General features: G+C 48.5%; 16 protein-coding genes and 1 tRNA gene. 10 read left to right on the forward strand and 7 right to left on the reverse strand.

Features of this window, described 5'->3' with window-relative positions; genetic code table 11:
- Nucleotides 1-25 precede the first annotated feature (25 nt).
- The 3 genes from SPL68_RS15940 to SPL68_RS15950 form a co-directional block, all read right to left on the reverse strand.
- Nucleotides 26-349 carry an ArsR/SmtB family transcription factor gene (locus tag SPL68_RS15940; protein WP_323816159.1) on the reverse strand — a complete coding sequence of 108 codons (324 nt, stop codon included), beginning with the start codon at nucleotides 347-349 and terminating at the stop codon, nucleotides 26-28.
- Nucleotides 350-474: 125 nt separating this feature from the next.
- A complete protein-coding gene (locus tag SPL68_RS15945) occupies nucleotides 475-1,005 on the reverse strand; it encodes an RNA polymerase sigma factor (protein ID WP_323816160.1) in 531 nt (176 codons plus the stop codon).
- Nucleotides 1,002-1,595 carry a redoxin domain-containing protein gene (locus SPL68_RS15950; RefSeq protein WP_323816161.1) on the reverse strand — a complete coding sequence of 198 codons (594 nt, stop codon included), beginning with the start codon at nucleotides 1,593-1,595 and terminating at the stop codon, nucleotides 1,002-1,004. Before SPL68_RS15950 ends, SPL68_RS15945 begins: the two co-directional genes overlap by 4 nt.
- Nucleotides 1,596-1,777: 182 nt before the next feature.
- Here SPL68_RS15950 and gltX point away from each other — a divergent pair, with 182 nt between their 5' ends.
- The 4 genes from gltX to SPL68_RS15970 all read left to right on the forward strand — a co-directional run bounded on the left by gltX (nucleotide 1,778) and on the right by SPL68_RS15970 (nucleotide 4,850).
- On the forward strand, nucleotides 1,778-3,286 hold the full coding sequence (gene gltX, locus SPL68_RS15955; RefSeq protein ID WP_323816162.1) for a glutamate--tRNA ligase: 1,509 nt from the start codon (nucleotides 1,778-1,780) through the stop codon (nucleotides 3,284-3,286).
- A 185-nt stretch (nucleotides 3,287-3,471) separates the two neighbouring features.
- Nucleotides 3,472-3,547 (forward strand) — tRNA-Ala (locus SPL68_RS15960).
- 268 nt (nucleotides 3,548-3,815) lie between these two features.
- On the forward strand, nucleotides 3,816-4,409 hold the full coding sequence (locus SPL68_RS15965) for a nucleotidyltransferase domain-containing protein (protein WP_323816163.1): 594 nt from the start codon (nucleotides 3,816-3,818) through the stop codon (nucleotides 4,407-4,409).
- Nucleotides 4,410-4,439: 30 nt separating this feature from the next.
- Nucleotides 4,440-4,850 (forward strand): hypothetical protein, encoded by a 411-nt coding sequence (locus SPL68_RS15970; RefSeq protein ID WP_323816164.1) that lies wholly within the window; start codon nucleotides 4,440-4,442, stop codon nucleotides 4,848-4,850.
- A gap of 98 nt (nucleotides 4,851-4,948) precedes the next feature.
- Here SPL68_RS15970 and pyk read toward each other — a convergent pair whose 3' ends face one another.
- The gene (gene pyk, locus SPL68_RS15975) at nucleotides 4,949-6,361 is read right to left on the reverse strand and encodes a pyruvate kinase (protein WP_323816165.1); all 1,413 of its coding nucleotides are present in this window, start codon (nucleotides 6,359-6,361) and stop codon (nucleotides 4,949-4,951) included.
- Between the two features lie 165 nt (nucleotides 6,362-6,526).
- On the opposite strand from pyk, the gene SPL68_RS15980 reads away from it, so the two are divergent.
- Nucleotides 6,527-8,533: an AsmA family protein gene (locus tag SPL68_RS15980; protein WP_323816166.1), complete on the forward strand. Its 2,007-nt coding sequence runs from the start codon at nucleotides 6,527-6,529 to the stop codon at nucleotides 8,531-8,533.
- Between the two features lie 28 nt (nucleotides 8,534-8,561).
- Here SPL68_RS15980 and SPL68_RS15985 read toward each other — a convergent pair whose 3' ends face one another.
- A complete protein-coding gene (locus SPL68_RS15985; RefSeq protein ID WP_323816167.1) occupies nucleotides 8,562-9,035 on the reverse strand; it encodes an acyl-CoA thioesterase in 474 nt (157 codons plus the stop codon).
- A 252-nt stretch (nucleotides 9,036-9,287) separates the two neighbouring features.
- Between SPL68_RS15985 and SPL68_RS15990 the strand changes: the two genes are divergently transcribed.
- A complete protein-coding gene (locus tag SPL68_RS15990; RefSeq protein ID WP_323816168.1) occupies nucleotides 9,288-10,424 on the forward strand; it encodes a patatin-like phospholipase family protein in 1,137 nt (378 codons plus the stop codon).
- A gap of 74 nt (nucleotides 10,425-10,498) precedes the next feature.
- Here the strand turns inward: SPL68_RS15990 and SPL68_RS15995 are convergent, their stop codons facing one another.
- Together SPL68_RS15995 and SPL68_RS16000 are read right to left on the reverse strand one after the other, a co-directional pair.
- Nucleotides 10,499-11,002 carry a DUF934 domain-containing protein gene (locus SPL68_RS15995; protein ID WP_323816169.1) on the reverse strand — a complete coding sequence of 168 codons (504 nt, stop codon included), beginning with the start codon at nucleotides 11,000-11,002 and terminating at the stop codon, nucleotides 10,499-10,501.
- Nucleotides 10,986-12,650 carry a nitrite/sulfite reductase gene (locus SPL68_RS16000; RefSeq protein WP_323816170.1) on the reverse strand — a complete coding sequence of 555 codons (1,665 nt, stop codon included), beginning with the start codon at nucleotides 12,648-12,650 and terminating at the stop codon, nucleotides 10,986-10,988. The genes SPL68_RS15995 and SPL68_RS16000 overlap by 17 nt, the downstream gene beginning before the upstream one ends.
- Nucleotides 12,651-12,902: 252 nt before the next feature.
- On the opposite strand from SPL68_RS16000, the gene SPL68_RS16005 reads away from it, so the two are divergent.
- From SPL68_RS16005 to SPL68_RS16020, 4 genes are all read left to right on the forward strand, one after another.
- A complete protein-coding gene (locus SPL68_RS16005; protein WP_323816171.1) occupies nucleotides 12,903-13,568 on the forward strand; it encodes an RluA family pseudouridine synthase in 666 nt (221 codons plus the stop codon).
- Between the two features lie 96 nt (nucleotides 13,569-13,664).
- Nucleotides 13,665-13,940 (forward strand): CopG family ribbon-helix-helix protein, encoded by a 276-nt coding sequence (locus SPL68_RS16010; RefSeq protein WP_323816172.1) that lies wholly within the window; start codon nucleotides 13,665-13,667, stop codon nucleotides 13,938-13,940.
- A 63-nt stretch (nucleotides 13,941-14,003) separates the two neighbouring features.
- Nucleotides 14,004-14,285 (forward strand): type II toxin-antitoxin system RelE/ParE family toxin, encoded by a 282-nt coding sequence (locus SPL68_RS16015; RefSeq protein WP_323816173.1) that lies wholly within the window; start codon nucleotides 14,004-14,006, stop codon nucleotides 14,283-14,285.
- A gap of 60 nt (nucleotides 14,286-14,345) precedes the next feature.
- Nucleotides 14,346-15,272 (forward strand): hypothetical protein, encoded by a 927-nt coding sequence (locus tag SPL68_RS16020; RefSeq protein WP_323816174.1) that lies wholly within the window; start codon nucleotides 14,346-14,348, stop codon nucleotides 15,270-15,272.

Here is a 15,272-nt window from a genome sequence, read left to right on the forward strand (position 1 = left end):
TTAGGTGGTGTAGATAAATGAAAAATTATTCGGTAGGGCAATAAATGGATTGCAGTACAGCAATAATTTTTTGTGCTTCATCGCCCTGCAATGAGTAGTAAACCGTCTGTGCTTCTTTGCGTGTCGCCACTAATCCAGCCTCGCGCAGGCTCGCCAAATGTTGTGATAGGGCGGACTGGCTAAGTGGAACGCGGGTGTTCAAGTCGCCTACCGACAATTCCCCTTCGATCAATGTGCATAGAATCATCAAGCGATTTTCATTGGCTAATGCCTTGAGCAGATTGGCTGCTGCTTGTGCGTGTTCCTGCATGTGGCTTAGGTCTTGTGGCTGGTTGGTGGCTTGGGTCATTGCGCATCTCCAGTGGGCTATGGCTTCATTATATTAGATGCCTTTAAATTAGCAAGTGCTAATTTAAAGGCATCTAATGTTGGCATGTGTTCTTGGTTGCTATAGGGAGGGGGGGGGCTATTGAGCTAGTGGCTCGAAGGGATTTCGCTTAATAAATACTCTCGTACCAAGGTTCTTGCTCGGTGCAAGCGGCTTTTAATTGCGGGAATTTTTTCATTTAGGTGCGCAGCTATTTCCGCAATGCTCAGCTCTTCAAAATCGCGCAGTAAGATAATTTCCAAATAATGTGGCGGTAGAGATTCCAGTGCGGCAATCAATTCCAGTTTTAAGATGGGGCTAGGTGTGGCAGCAATAAATTCATTCCACTCAGTATCGGTGAGGTGAACATTGATATTGAAACTGCGAAATAAATAATGGCATTGGCGTTTTAAAATCGTGACCATCCATGCCAGCCAGGAGTGCAACTGGCGCAGGCTGCGAATGTTGCGCGTGGCGATCAACAGAGTCTCTTGAATGGCATCTTCCGCGTGACTTGCGTGGCAGTGCTTTTGCGCGTAGCGGCGCAAATCCGGATAGCACCGGGTAATCAATTGCTCCAGCGCAACCGGATCACCGGTTTGCGCTGCACCTATTAAAAGTGACGCATCGAATTTCACGCAGCCAATTCCTCTTTATTGTGTTTGATAAATGCTGAATTGATTTTGTGTAGCTCGACCAGTTTCAACAATTCTTCAATCGACCACTGGTCATAAGCATGCTTGCCATAGTGAGCGGCGATAATTTTACCATCGCTATCAATTAGAAAATCCGCCGGCAGGCCATTCATGGTTTCTTGATCGCGCGGTAATTGCACGCCAAATTTCAGCGCTCCTTTAATGGCAGGGAGCCAAACGCTGGGATTAAATACCGCTAGCGGCGAAGTTTCTACCTCAAACTTTTTATATAAATGTTTATCCGTGTCGGCAATGATCGGAAAGGGGCTTTTGGCGATATCGGCCAGAATGCGCTCGCGCGTTGAGTTGAAAATCACCACATCATATATGCCCGCATTGCGCAGTTCCTGCTGGCGCCCGATAAAGCTTTGTAGGTGAAGATTGCACACAGCACAGCCCGAATACCGCCTAAATTGCAGATGGGTTAAACCTGTGGAGCAGGGAATGGTGACATCATGCCCGTAGGTATCTTGCCAGATTTGCATCGGGATCATATTGCCAGTAGTCAGTTTAGTGTTGCTTGGTTTGCGCATGGGGCTTTCCTTTTCTGGGTGACTTTAGTGGGCTTTTATCCACTAGTGGGTGTGGGGAGCCAAAAGGATTCGCGTCGGCAGAATTATTTTTATCTTATAGGGCGCGGCTTTCTGTCCAGCTAACGGATTGGCGTATAATGCGCGCCTTTTCTCCTTATCTGGTTAAGCTAAAAGGCCAATCCATGTCTGAAGTTCGTACCCGTATCGCCCCGTCGCCCACTGGCGACCCCCACGTAGGCACCGCTTACATTGCGCTCTTTAACCTCTGTTTCGCGCGCCAGCACGGCGGCAAGTTCCTGTTGCGCATTGAAGATACCGACCAAACCCGCAGCACCCCGGAATCCGAACAGGCGATTCTGGATAGCCTTCGCTGGTTGGGATTGGAGTGGGACGAAGGCCCGGACGTAGGCGGCTCGCACGGCCCATATCGCCAAAGCGAGCGTATGGATATCTATGGCAAATACGCCATGGAACTAGTTGAAAAAGGTCATGCCTTCTATTGCTTTGCCACTGCTGAAGAGCTGGATGAAATGCGCCGCGAGCAACAAGCGCGTGGCGAAACGCCAAAATACGATGGTCGCGGTCTGCTGCTTTCCGAAGCAGAAGTTCAGGCGAAATTAAATGCGGGCGAGCCCTACGTAATCCGCATGAAGATTCCTGAAAGCGGCGTTTGTGAAATCGACGATATGCTGCGCGGCAAGATCGAGATCGAGTGGTCGCAAGTGGATATGCAAGTGCTGCTCAAAGCCGACGGCATGCCGACCTATCACCTCGCCAATGTGGTGGACGATCACTTGATGCAAATCACCCACGTGATTCGCGGCGAAGAGTGGATCAACTCCGCGCCCAAGCATTTGAAACTCTACGAATACTTTGGCTGGCAGGCGCCCGTGCTGTGTCATTTGCCGCTGCTGCGCAATCCGGATAAGTCCAAGCTCAGCAAGCGCAAAAACCCCACCAGCATTCTTTATTACAAGCAAATGGGTTACCTGCCTGAGGCGATGCTCAACTACCTCGGCCGCATGGGCTGGTCTATGCCGGATGAGCGCGAGAAATTCACCCTCGCTGAAATGCAGGAACATTTCGACCTGCTGCGCGTCTCTCTCGGGGGGCCGATTTTCGACGTGGAAAAACTCAACTGGCTGTGCAGTCTGTGGATTCGCGAGAACTTCAGCATCGATCAACTCGCCGAGCGTTTGCACGGCTGGTTGCTGAATAAAAATATGTTGCTGCAAGCGCTGCCTCACGCGCAATCGCGCATGACCACACTCAGCGACTTTGCGCCTCTCGCCAGCTTTTTGGTCAGCGGCATGATGCCTGTGACCGAAGCCAGCTTCGCCAGCAACAAGCTGGATGTAGAGAAGCAAAAAGAGTATCTGCAATTCGCCTTGTGGCGTTTGGAAGCGCTGCGCACTTGGGAACGCGACAATTTGTTTGCGGAATTGAAGCTGCTTGCCGATCAAATGGGCTTGAAGATCAAAGACGCTATCGCCCCTGTGTTTGTCGCCATCGCCGGTTCTACCGCTTCCTTCCCAGTGGTTGATTCCATGCAAATCATCGGCCCCGACATGAGCCGCGCGCGCATCCGACACGCGATCAATGCCTTGGGCGGCTTTGGTAAAAACAAGCAGAAAGATTTGGAAAAAGTCTTCGCCAAGCTAGGTGTAGCGGCAGACGAAGCCGCTGAGTAATTGTCTGCTGGCCTCGGTGCTGCCGGTGCCGAGGTCAGCAATTTGCACAAATTTTGCGAACAACAATTACTAACTGATTGATTTGTAAACAATTTAAACCGGCGCGCCACGCAAATTTTGCTTGACACCCCAGCATCTGCTGCATAGAATGCGCGCCACTTACGACGCGGTCGTATCCCGTTTTTGGGGCTATAGCTCAGCTGGGAGAGCGCAACACTGGCAGTGTTGAGGTCAGCGGTTCGATCCCGCTTAGCTCCACCAAATTTAAAACCCGCGCTTCTCACGAAGCGCGGGTTTTTTATTTGCGCGAAAATAAATGTTCGAGGTGGAGCTAAGTGGGTGAGAAGCACTGATGCGGTTCAAAAAATGGCAGTGCTTTCCAGGCATTTACCATCAGGTGAATAGATTTCTATGCAGTTTTGTTCGCGGCAGGTATATGGGGTGGGTTGGTTGTAATGGCTGATGGTGTTGAAGGTTCCCAAAAAGGGACTTATCATACCCAAATTGGGACTTTTTAGTATTGGCCGTTATGAACAACCTACAACCCCTTAATTTGGGCGACGCCCTTTTCAGTAAAACCCAGCAAAAAGTGCTGGGTTTGTTGTTTACCAAGCCTGACCAGAGTTTCTTTGCTAATGAGATTGTCCGCTGGGCTGGTCTTGGTAAAGGTACGGTAATGCGTGAGCTGGAAAAGTTGCATGCTGCTGGTTTAATTAGTCGTGTTCAAATTGGCAACCAAAGCCATTACCAAGCAGATCAGAGCTGCCCTATTTACGCTGATCTAGCGGCCATAGTTCGAAAAACCTTTGGTATTGGCGATACGCTCAAAGTTGCATTGGCGCCGCTGGCATCGCAGATAACCCAGGGGTTTATTTATGGTTCTATTGCGAAAGGTGAAGCTACTGCCAGTAGTGACGTAGATCTGATGCTGGTGGGTGAAGAATTAAGTTACAGTCAAGTTATGGAGTTGCTCGCGCCAGCAGAAGAAATACTGGGGCGCACCATAAATCCAACGCTTTATACTGTGCAAGATTTTGAGGGCAAACTTAAGGCCGGAAACCATTTCTTGCAGCGAGTGATGGAGCAGGCTCGTATTCCACTATGGGATGAAAGTGTCGCATAAGGTTTAAATAAAAATTGAAAGGAGGCATGCATGATTGAACAACTGGAAAATTTAGTTCGCACGGGAGGCTTAAAGGCCGAACCACCGGATGCCAATGAATCGGCTGGCTTATTGCGCAGTGCGATTGACCGTCTGAAAGATGCGCATAATTCTGCATTAAGTTTTGCCAGCCGTTTTGATTTAGCTTACAACTCTGCGCATGCACTCGCGTTATTCGCTTTGCGCCAAAAAGGGTATCGATCAGATAAACGCTATCTGGTATTTCAGTGCTTGGCACACACTGTGGATATCAGCAAAACGCAGGTACGTATTTTTGCTCTCTGCCATGAACGTAGAAATCTGGCTGAGTATGAAGGCTATCTGGATGTGGATGAAAAACTTTTAGCAGAATTATTGCAGGCAACTGATGCGCTGTTAGAAAAAATTAATCAACATAATTAGGGGTTGGCTAAGCAATCCCTTAATAGCTAGGCTCTTAATTCCACTCCAAAAAAAAGCCCTCAACGTTGCACGTGAGGGCTTGATAAAAAAATAAAAAACTATTTGTTCAAGAACGCACCCACAGTGTTAATTTCCATGCGGTTGGTTTCGCCTTTGGGGGCGCCAGGTGCGCTTTTCGCGATAACCACCAAGCTTTCGTTGGTTAAGGTTTTATTTTCGAGTAGCGGAGTGATTGAGGTCTTGATAATTGACGCGCGCTCGGGGGCATCTACCAGATAGGCATGAACACCGTAGCTTAATGACAGTAAACGCAGCGCACCAGGTTTATAACACGCGGCATAAATTGGTGCCGCTGGGCGGTGAGATGCGATTTGGCGAACCGTGGAGCCGGTAGAGGTAGGGACTATGATCGCGTCAACTTTAAGGTCGCGTGCAGATTTGGCCACTTGCTTACAGATGTACTCTTGCAGGTTGTCTGTCGCAGAATCAAAGTTAATACCCTTGGCGGTTTTCTCTTCAACGTGAGATGCGATACGGGCCATGGTTTCTACGGCTTCAAATGGGTAGTCGCCGTAAGCCGACTCGCCGGACAGCATTAATGCGTCGGTACCGTCTAACACGGCGTTGGCCACGTCCGAAATTTCTGCGCGGGTTGGGCGCGGGTTTTGGATCATACTTTCCAGCATTTGTGTGGCGGTAATTACCGGCACACGCGCTTTGATGCAGCGTTGGATGATGTCTTTTTGTACCAGTGGCACTTCTTCACCGGGGATTTCGATACCCAAGTCACCACGGGCAACCATTACGCCGTAAACAACTTCTAAAATCTCGTCGAGGTTTTCTACACCTTCGCGGTTTTCAATTTTAGCGATGATTTTAATCGGCGAGTTTTTCGCATCAAGAATGGTTTGTACATCGAGTACATCTTGCTTGTTACGTACGAAGGAGTGGGCGATAAAGTCAACGCCTGCGTCAATCGCCATTTCGATGAAGGTCTTATCGCGCTCAGTAACTGATGGCAATTTGATAGCCACGCCAGGCACGTTAACACTCTTCTTCTTTTTGATTTTGCCGTTGTTCAGTGCAGTCGTGTACAGGGCGCCTTCATCTTTGCTGTCCACCACCAGTTCCAATAGGCCGTCATCGATCAAGATATGGGCTCCAACGGGAACGTCTTTCACAAAGCCAAGGTAGTTGACCTGTACCGCTTCGCGAGTGGTCGGTACGTCTAAACCATCGGCACGGAAAGTGACCTTGTCACCGGTTTTGATGGTGAGATCTTCCTCAATCTTGAGGTTGGTGCGCATCTCGGGGCCTTTGGTGTCCACCAGAACCGCCAGCTTTTCGCTAACAGCCCGCACATTCTCGATCACTTTAGCCGTGTCTTCCGGGGTTTGGTGAGCGGTATTTAAGCGGATAACGTTGACGCCACGCTTATGCAATTGGCTAATAAACTCAACATCGCCTTTAAGATCGGAAACGGTTGCTACAATTTTGGTCTTTTTAGTCATCTTGTTTTCCACACATTCATGGTAGGTAAAATTGGTAGGGCGCTATTCTAACTGAAGTTGGCTTAATCCTTTCAGTATTCCTTCGTGCTTCGGTGTTCTAGTGAACATTGGCGGCTGTATTTGTCGTTTATCCTAGTCTGAGGTCTTTTTACTACGGAGATTCCTATGGCTGGGCAGTCACTTTTAAAACATAAAGTCGTTTCAGTTATTGGCGGCATAGTGCTTATGCTGCTTATTGTGATAATTGGCGTTATTGTTTTTTCAGAGGCGCTGGTGCGTAGCTTGGTGGAAGGGCAGGGAAGCAAGGCGACTGGGCGGTATTTGCGAATTGAGGGGCCGCTGGCAATTGAATGGCGATGGAATTACACCTCAATTCATGCGGAACAAATTCGGCTCAGTAATGCGTCTGAGTATAAAGAGCCGGATATGGTTGCCATTGAATCACTGGATTTGACGTTCAAACCTTTAAAGCTGCTCATCGGGAAATTGGAATTTGGTGAGATAAGCATTCTCAAACCAACGGTTATTCTGGAGCGTAAATCGCTTGAGGATGCTAACTGGAACCTCCCTGTTTTTTCCATGGCAAATGCAGTGGAGGAGGCTGTAACACCAGATGATCGGCATAATTTTCCCTTGATTGAAACGCTTGCGATAAAAGATGGGCGCCTTGTTTATCGCGATGCGGTAAAAAATTTGAATCTTGATTTAAAGCTCGATTCTGTCAGCGGCGCGGGCAGTGATAAAAAGAGTAGCGATAAAAAGGGCAGTGATAAAAAGCAGGGTTTTACCATTTCGGGTGACGGTGTTTTACAAAATAAACCATTTAAGTTGGATGCATCGGGCGGTTCACTTGAAACTTTGCGTGATTCCACACTGGATTTTCCCTTGCAATTGAAATTAGTGATGGGCACTACGGCGGTGGATGTTAAGGGAACCTTTCAGGATCCAATCAAGTTGAGCGGTGCCAATGCAAGTTTGAAAATTACGGGCGATAACCTCGCCGATATTTTTTATCTCACCGCGATTCCATTGCCACCAACACCGCCATATTCGCTGGAAGGGCAACTGGTCAAACACGGGGATGTCTGGAGCTACAACAAATTTAACGGCAAGGTGGGTGGAAGTGATCTGTCTGGCAGCTTGTCTTATGACGTTGGCGGAGAGCGTGGTTTTTTTAAGGCGAATCTTGTGTCCAATGTGTTGGATAGCGTCGATTTGGGTGGTTTCATAGGGTTATCACCGGATACAGAGAATGCCACAGAAGAACAAAAAAAGGCTGCAGCAGAAAAGAAAGCCAGCCCAAAATTAATTCCAGATGTACCGCTTAAAGTTGAGCGTCTGCGCGCAACGGATTTGGATGTGACCCTTAGCGCGAAAAAAATTGATGCGCCGGGTTTGCCATTTAAAGAAATGGATGTTCGATTTTATTTGAAGGATGGCTTGCTGCAACTTAATCCGTTGAAGGTTGCACTGGCCGATGGCACTGTAGAGGGCTCAATCGATGTTGATGCGCGCCCCGATATCCCGCCAATGACAATGGATTTGAAATTGCGCAGGCTCAGTCTCGCACAATTTTTTGCGGATACGCGTTTTGAAAAAACCACCAGAGGTTTTTTTGGCGGGAATATAGCACTGAAGGGCACAGGCGCATCGCTTGCCGATGTGTTGGCGAGTAGTAATGGTGATATGGAAATTATTATGGCCGGAGGGAAAATTAGCCAATTATTGATTGAGGCTTCAGACGTCGATATAGGTGAGGCGCTTCCATTATTTTTAGGTAAAGATAAATCCACTGCTATCCGCTGTGGTGTTATTGATTTTGATGTAAAAGATGGAATGTTGGATTCAAAAGTTGTCGTGCTGGATACTGATGATTCTCTATTGCAAGGCAAGGTAGCAGTGGATTTAAAACAGGAAAAGCTAAATGTACGGCTGGATGCAAAGCCTAAAGACAACAGTATTCTTTCGGCGCGCGTGCCAATCACCGTTTTAGGAAAATTAAAATCGCCGCGCGTGGGCATTGATGCAGAAAGAGCCGGTGCACGAGGCGCCGCTGCCGTAGCACTCGGCGCACTCATCTCACCATTTGCTGCTTTGCTCGTGTTTATCGAAGATGGTGATGCAAAAAATGCGGATTGCCGCGCGTTGATTCAGCAGAGCAAAGTTGATTAATAATCGATGACTTTTATTGCTTCAGGTATCAAACAAAAATCTGCATTTCTTCGCCAATTTTTTTACGCATCTCCATGAGCTTGATGGCGGTGGCGTGTTGTTGTTTATCTTCTTCAGTTTGTGGAACCCATTCAGGCACTGGCACTGGCTGACCGGATTCATCGACCGCTACCATAATGACGATGCAATGCGTTGTGAGGCGGCGGCTGAGGGATTTTGGATCACACGCGTTCACTTCCAATGCAATGTGCATGGATGAGTTTCCGGTGTAGATAATTTTTGCAGCGACTTCCACCAAATTGCCAACGTGGATAGGTGATACAAAACGAATGCCGCCAGCGTAGGCGGTTACGCAGTAGCGACTGCTCCAGCCCGCAGAGCAGGCATAGGCCGCAAGATCGATCCACTTCATTACGGCGCCGCCGTGAACTTTCCCTCCAAAATTCACATCTTGTGGTTCTGCCAGAAAGCGCAGGGTGATATCACGTTGTGGTTTATTCATGGTTTGTCTCGCTTGGAAGGGCTGTGGTAATAGTCATTTGTCGCTTGATCATCAAGGTCTGTGGTGTAGCTTGTCAAGCGCAAAAAACGATAGCCGGAGCTGGTAAGTTAGAATGGCAGTTTTCATTTTTGTGATCACTGAGGGGCGATTATTGGCGCCGAATGATGCGATAGCTGCTACTCTGGGCTAGATTGGTGACATTAAATGAATGACAACGCGGTATAGAACGATAACGATTTATTAGAAGAATTTATGAAGACAGCCCTGATCTTATCTGGTGGTGGCGCGCGTGCTGCTTATCAAGTCGGTGTATTGCAAGCTATCGCGGAAATCCTGCCTGCCGATTGTGAAAATCCGTTTCCGATTATTTGTGGAACTTCTGCCGGTGCAATTAATGCAGTGGCGCTTGCTGCGCACCAAGGCAACTTTAAATCTGCCGTGACTTCGCTAGCAGATATGTGGAAAACCTTGGATATTGGCCAAGTGTATTTACACGGTTGGACTGATATTTTTAAAGGCCTTGCGTATTTGGGGTTTTCGCTGTTCAACGAGGGGATGGGGCGGCGCAAGCCTTTATCACTGCTGGATAACGGGCCACTGTGGAATTTGTTGGGTTCAAAAATCCATTTTGAAAATATTGCGCGTTCAATCGATAGCGGAAAATTGCTGGCCGTTAGTATTGCGGCTATGGGGTATACCTCGGGGCACTCGGTCAGTTTTTTTCAGGGGCATCCTGATTTAAAGGGCTGGTCGCGCCACAGGCGAAGTGGTGTTGCATCGGAATTGCGCTTGGAGCATTTGCTGGCCTCATCGGCTATTCCCACTATTTTCCCCGCAGTGCGTATCAATCGCGAATATTTTGGCGATGGTGCCTTGCGCCAGTTGGCGCCTATCAGCCCTGCGCTGCATTTAGGGGCTGATGCATTGTTTGTGGTCGGTGTGAGTGGAAACCGCAGTGCGGCGCGCGCTAATCGCCGAGTGCCGCATCGTCATTCGCCTTCAATGGGGCAGATTATCGGTCATTTATTTAACAGTGCATTTGTGGATGCGCTTGAGAGTGATCTTGAGCATATGCAACGTATGAATGAATTGTTGGAACTGATTCCGGAGGATGTGCGCGAGCGGGAGGGAATCATTTTGCGCCCGGTGAAAAATATGGCGATTTCGCCCAGTTACCCGATTGATGGAATTGCCGGACGCAATGTGCGTTATCTACCCAAAAGTTTACGTTTTTTTATGCGGGCGACAGGTTCTACTGCAAAAGGTGGCGGTGCAACAGCGGCGAGTTATCTGCTGTTTTCCAATGAATTCATAACTGAGTTGATTGAATTGGGATGCGCGGATACCTTGGCGCAAGCCGATAATATTCGGGCATTTTTCGCGCGTTAAAATAATCTGCTCGAAAAACAAAACGCCGCTGTTATTAAGCAGCGGCGTTTTGTTTTTTTGGGATGCGATAAAAATTATGCGCGGCGACGGAACAGCGGCAGCGGTTGATCAACGGCTGCTTGATAGTATTCCTGTAGATCGCTGAGCGATTTTACTGCCTCATCCAAGTTCGCTTCCGGGTTAGCAAATGCAAACGCATTTACGCCGCAGCGACGCAGGTAGCAGAGTTGATCGCGAATGAAGTTGCCAACTGCGCGCAACTCACCGGTAAAACCATAGCGTTCGCGCAACAAGCGTGCGGTAGAAAATGAGCGACCATCCATAAAACCGGGGAAATTAACGCCGATGACTGCAAAGCGGTTAGCGTCAGCGCCAATCAAATCGGCAGTTTCATCGCTATCCAACCATACGCCGATATCGGTGCGGTTTTGCAGTTGTTCTTTCTGTGCATTCCACACGGCAACGGGAATAATCACCTGACCCGCAGGCACTTCCGCAGTTGCTACATCGCCTTCTGCTTTGGCGACCAGAGTCCAGCTGTCATCAACGATGACGCCGTCTTTAATTAGCTTTGGCATAAACTTTCTCCTTGAATGGAGCTGCACCTATACGGCGATAGGTATCGATAAACAATTCTTCATCAGTACGGTTGGCAACGTAAACGTCCACAATTTTCTGGATCACGTTTGGCATGTCGTCAGCACCGAATGATGGGCCGAGCACATCACCGAGTGAGGCGTCATTGCTGGCGTTACCGCCCAGTTGTACTTGATAAAACTCTTTGCCGGATTTATCCACGCCGAGAATACCAATGTGACCTACGTGGTGGTGGCCACAGGCGTTCATACAACCGGAAATGTTCAGGTCGATATCGCCGAGGTCGTACACATAATCCAGGTCTTCAAATTGGCGCTGGATGGCTTCGGCGATTGGAATTGATTTGGCGTTGGCGAGCGAGCAGAAGTCGCCGCCGGGGCAGCAGATGATATCGGTAATGGTGCCGATATTTGGCGTAGCAAAACCAGCAGCCTTACATTCTTGCCAGAGCGCAAACAGCTCAGTTTTTTTCACGTCAGCCAACACGATATTTTGCTCGTGAGTCGTGCGTGCTTCACCGAAGCTGAATTTTTCAGTCAGATTGGCAATGATCTCAAGCTGGGTGTCGGTGACATCGCCCGGCGCAACACCGGTTGGTTTCAGTGACAGAGTGACTGATGCGTAACCGGGGATTTTGTGTTCGCGCACATTGCGTTGCAGCCATTTGCCGAAGGCGATGCTGTCAGCAGCTTGTGCATCCACAACCGCTTGCGCGGCAGCGTTGTCGATAGTTTCGTAAGCCGGCGCAGTAAAGAAGCCCTTGGCGCGGGTGATTTCCGCTTGGGTCAGCTTGTTATTGCCATCTTTCAAATGCTGCCATTCATCTTCCACTTTTTGGGCGAAGACTTCGGGTGTTAATGCGCGCACCAGAATTTTGATGCGAGCTTTGTATTTGTTATCGCGACGGCCGAGCAGGTTGTACACGCGCAAAATCGCTTCGAGGTACGACAGTAAATCTTCTTCCGGCAGGAATTCGCGGATAACCGCACCTATACAAGGAGTGCGGCCTAAACCGCCACCTACATAAACTCTAAAGCCAACTTCATTTTTATCGTTAACGACAACCTCCAAGCCGATATCGTGTACTTGAACTGCAGCGCGGTCTTGAGTTGAGCCGGTTACTGCAATTTTGAATTTGCGCGGCAAAAAGGCGAACTCAGGGTGAAAGCTTGACCACTGGCGGATGATTTCGCAGTAGGGGCGTGGGTCGATGATTTCATCGGGTGCAACACCAGCGAATTGGTCAGAGGTAGTGTTGCGGATACAGTTACCGCTCGATTGGGTGCCGTGCATACCCACTTCCGCCAATTCGGCAAGAATGTCGGGAACTTCGGTCAGATCTGGCCAGTTGTACTGGATATTCTGACGGGTACTGACGTGGCAGTAGCCTTTATCGTAATGACGGGCAACATGCGCCAATTTGCGCAGTTGGGCAGCGTTGATCATGCCGTAGGGCACGTTGATGCGCAGCATAGGCGCCAAACGCTGAACATAAAGGCCGTTTTGCAAACGCAGCGGCAGGAATTGCTCGGGTGGAAGCTCCCCTGCAAGGAAGCGTTCAGTCTGGCCGCGGAACTGAGCGATACGCTGGCGCAGAATGCTATGGTCGTACTCGTCGTAGATGTACATGTAGCTAGGTACCTATCGTATGGTGAAGAGGCCATCACGGAATGGCGCAGTAGGCTATAAAATGAGGCGCGCAGGATACAGCAAAAGCCCCGCTCCCGCGAGTTGCGCGGCAAGATACCAGTAGGTGGTTGCGAAGTGAACAAACCTTTGATGCTAAGTCTGTGCCTCTTGGTTATGACGCGCAAGTTTATTGGGTTCTAGCTGGTATCATGGGCTTATTGATTTTTTTGCTATGGATTATCGACTTCATCTATGCACGCTGATATTGACCAACTATTCATCCTCCCACCCTGTGCGGGGCAGATTCAGGTATTAGTAGAAGACCCGGATTTTCTCCTGATCGACAAGCCCACACGCCTGCTCAGCGTACCCGGCCGCCACCCGCAAAACCGCGATTCGGTTATTAGCCGGTTGGAGGCAGATTACCCCGGTGTCAGCATTGTCCATCGACTGGATTTTGATACCTCGGGTGTGATGGTGATTCCGCGCAACAAAGCCGCGCTCTCGCACATCAGCAAGCAATTCCAAGCGCGTACAGTCAGTAAACATTACACCGCAGTAGTAGCCGGGTTGATGGATAAAGATGAAGGTGTGATTAACCTGCCCATCGCCTCGGATGACGGGCCGAAATACAAGATTTGTGCAGCAACCGGCAAACCATCCATCACCGAATACAGAGTGATGGCTCGCGATGAAGTGAATGCAACTACGCGAGTATTTTTACATCCCATCACTGGCCGCTCACATCAACTGCGCTTGCATTTGCAGGCAATGGAGCACCCGATTCTGGGTTGCGAGTTCTACGCTGGTGAATTTGCTAAAGCGGCTGACAGATTGTTATTGCATGCGACGGATTTGGCGTTTGTGCATCCGGTGACAGGTGCGATGGTGTTTATTGAGTCGAAGCCGGATTTTTAGTTGAGAAAGGAGAAATTTCCAGTGCGAGCCTATACGTTATATAGGCTGATGACTACAATGTAATACAACGTAATCGATAGTATTGCAGAGGCAATTATGAGCATCACATCGGTAAGATTGCTGCCAGAGGTGGAGCAGGGGCTGGAGGCTATGGCGGCCAGTCAGGAGCGCAGCAAAAGTTGGCTGATAAATCAGGCGCTCAAAGAATATATCGAGCGGCAGACACAGGAAAAAATGCGCTGGCAAGAAACCCTGACTGCTATGGACTCGCTTGCCAAGGGCAAAGTAGTTGCGGGTGAGGCGGTACATGAATGGCTGAATACTTGGGGCAAAGAGGATGAGCTAGCGCCGCCTCAGATTAATAATCCCTAAGTGGCTGTTCTCTGAGTTGGTGACTAGGCATTGAAGCAAAAGATAACAATCAAGGATTAGTAGATGAAGTTGATCTATTCCGCAGAAGCGCTGAGCGATCTGGTGCGTTTGCGTCGATTTATCGCAGAACACAATCCCCAAGCTGCCACTCGTATTGCGCAGCAACTACTTCAGCGAATTGAACATCTACGTCAATTTCCGCTGATAGGTATTAACCTTCCCCAAGTGCCCGTTGCTGGCTCTATTAAAGACTTTGCATTCGGTAATTACACGGTACGCTATGCCGTACAAGCTGATTCTTTGTGTATTTTGCGAATTTGGCATCACCTTGAGAATAGAGGCTAAGTTCGCCTGAATAGCTAGGCTGTTAGTTGATTCAATGCATGAAAAAGCAGGGAGAAATTTATGATAAAAATAATTGCAAGCCGCTATGCAGTAACAATCGCACTTCTTTTTTCATTAAGTACAGCCCACAACACAAGGGCTCAAACAGACGCCTTGCCCTATAACTACTCTCAAACCGTTGCGATTATTCTTAAAACTGAAAATGGCGGACATATTTTTCAGCGCCCTGATCATGAAAATCCCAGAAATTTATTTATTATTATTTTGGGGATTATAAGTACCTATACCGATCAGATGAAATCTGAGCATGCAGGTTTAATTCTCGATATCCAATCATTGCCGGTGGAAGAACGTTTGCTCCTGATTAACAATCTGGGCGAGAAGTTGCTCTACCTTGGGGATCACTGGATTGGTGATGGACAGAATTTTGCCATCATGGAATCAGCCGATTACAAGCGTATAAAAGGTTTGATTGAAGACACTAAAAAAATACGCGGCGCGCCGCCTAGCGATAAACGACTTAAGCTGTATATAGGCAAAATCAGAGATTTGTGGGCGCATGATGAGGAGGAGTATTACCGAGAATATCACTTTCCCGAGCAATCTTATTCTTCCTTAGCAGCCTTGCCCGAATCTCATCAAAGGCTAACTTCTTCTACGCCAAAAGTACCGGCAGGTGCGAATCGGCAAAGTATTTCATCTGCTACTTCAGTTTCGTCAGCTGCTTCCACTCAGCCTGCGAGTTCTAATGCTGCAATGAATTCAGATGTGGCGGTAAGTTCACAAGCTGCAATGAATTCCAAAAGTGATATTAATGACCAGTTGTTGAAACGTGCAGCTCTCGTGGATGGTTCTGAGCAGAGCCCAGCCTTGCAGGACAATGATTTGTTACCGGAAACTAACAATATAAATCTATCGAAAGTTATTTTGAGTCTGTGTTTGTTCTTCATTGCGGTGTGTTTTTGGTGGTATCGCCGCCGTAAATAA

The sequence above is a fragment of the Cellvibrio chitinivorans genome (genome assembly GCF_035117775.1).
Classification (GTDB): domain Bacteria; phylum Pseudomonadota; class Gammaproteobacteria; order Pseudomonadales; family Cellvibrionaceae; genus Cellvibrio; species Cellvibrio chitinivorans.